This window comes from Castellaniella denitrificans (genome assembly GCF_027214045.1).
GTDB classification, from domain to species: Bacteria; Pseudomonadota; Gammaproteobacteria; order Burkholderiales; family Burkholderiaceae_B; genus Castellaniella; species Castellaniella denitrificans_A.
The window spans coordinates 1-1,328 of sequence record NZ_JAPWHE010000024.1 but is presented as its reverse complement, the minus strand read 5'-3'; the positions used below and the strand labels follow the sequence as shown (position 1 = coordinate 1,328).

The window sequence follows — 1,328 nt, the reverse complement described above, 5'->3', positions numbered from 1 at the left end:
GCCCCGCTCAGCCGGCGCGCCTGCCCTCGGCCCCGGAGAAGGTCGTCAGCCCCGCGCCGCAACGGCCTCGCCAGAGCGTCCAGGCCGATGCGCCGGCCGCCCGCGCCGCCGCCAGACCGGCCCTGCGCGCGCCCGGCAAGCCGGCCCCCGCATCCGCGGACACCGAGGAATGGACCGAATTCTAGGCTTCCCGACTGAACTGTGGCCGCACCGGGCGCCTGTTATTGGCTTTGAAATCAGGCCCGATACGTACAATCGGACACAAACAATTTTGTGTGGTCCGCTGCGGACGGCTGCCGCCCCGGGCCCAGGAGACATGTCAGCCATGACGCGAGTTCAACATGCGTAATTTGAAGATCGGCACCCGACTGGCCCTGGGCTTCGGACTCCTCATCATTCTGCTGCTCATCATGTCCGGCATCGGCGCCTGGCGCATGATCGACAGCCAGCGGGCCAATGACAATCTCGAAGAGCGCCAGACTGCCAACACCCTGATCCTGCAATGGGCCCGTCAGGTGGAAGTCAACGCGAACCAGGCGCTGGCGGCCGCCAACCTGACCAACCCCGACGTACTGGCGGTCTTCAAGAAAGGCATGGAAGCCTCGGACAAGCGGGAAGCCGACATCCGGGCCAGGATCGAGGCCATGATCACCAGCCCCGAGACCCAGGCGCTGTACGGGAGCGCAATGAAGGTTCGCGAGGCCTACACCCAAGGTCGAACCCAGGCCTTCAAGGATCTGGACAATGGCGACTATGCCAAGGCCGATGCGTTTTTCAATCAGGAAATGCCCAAGATCACGGCCCACTACATCGCCGAGATCGACAAACTGTCCAAGTTCCAGGGGGATTTCGTCTCCCATCTGTTCTCCGAAAGCGCGCAAGCGGCCAGACTGGGACTGAGCATCCTGGCGGTGGCCACCCTGCTGGCCCTGATCCTGGGACCGCTGTTCGCCTGGCTGGTGACCCGCTCCATCACAGGCCCACTGCGTCACGCCGTCGAGCTGGCCGGCTCCGTCGCCCGGCGCGACCTCAGCCGCGACATCCAGCCCCAGGGCAAGGATGAAGTGACCTCGCTGGAGCAAGCGCTGCGCAACATGGGGCGCGATCTGCGCAACGCGGTCGGCGAGATCCGCAGCGGCTCGGACGCGATCGCCTCGGCCTCGGCGCAGATCAGTGCCGGCAACCTGGATCTGTCCTCGCGCACCGAACAGCAGGCCAGTTCCCTGGCCGAGACCGCCGCCACCATGGAGGAGATCACCGCCACCGTGCGCCAGAACGCCGACAACGCGCAGCAGGCCAACACCCTGGCCGCCTCGGCCGCCAAGACC

General features: G+C 66.0%; 1 protein-coding gene and 1 pseudogene. Both read left to right on the top strand.

Annotated features, from left to right (window positions below):
* Positions 1-185 (top strand): annotated as a pseudogene (locus tag O4H32_RS14885) (hypothetical protein); the annotation flags it as partial.
* A 156-nt stretch (positions 186-341) separates the two neighbouring features.
* Positions 342-1,328: MCP four helix bundle domain-containing protein (locus O4H32_RS14880; protein ID WP_269360400.1), on the top strand; the 987-nt coding region annotated here is incomplete at its 3' end.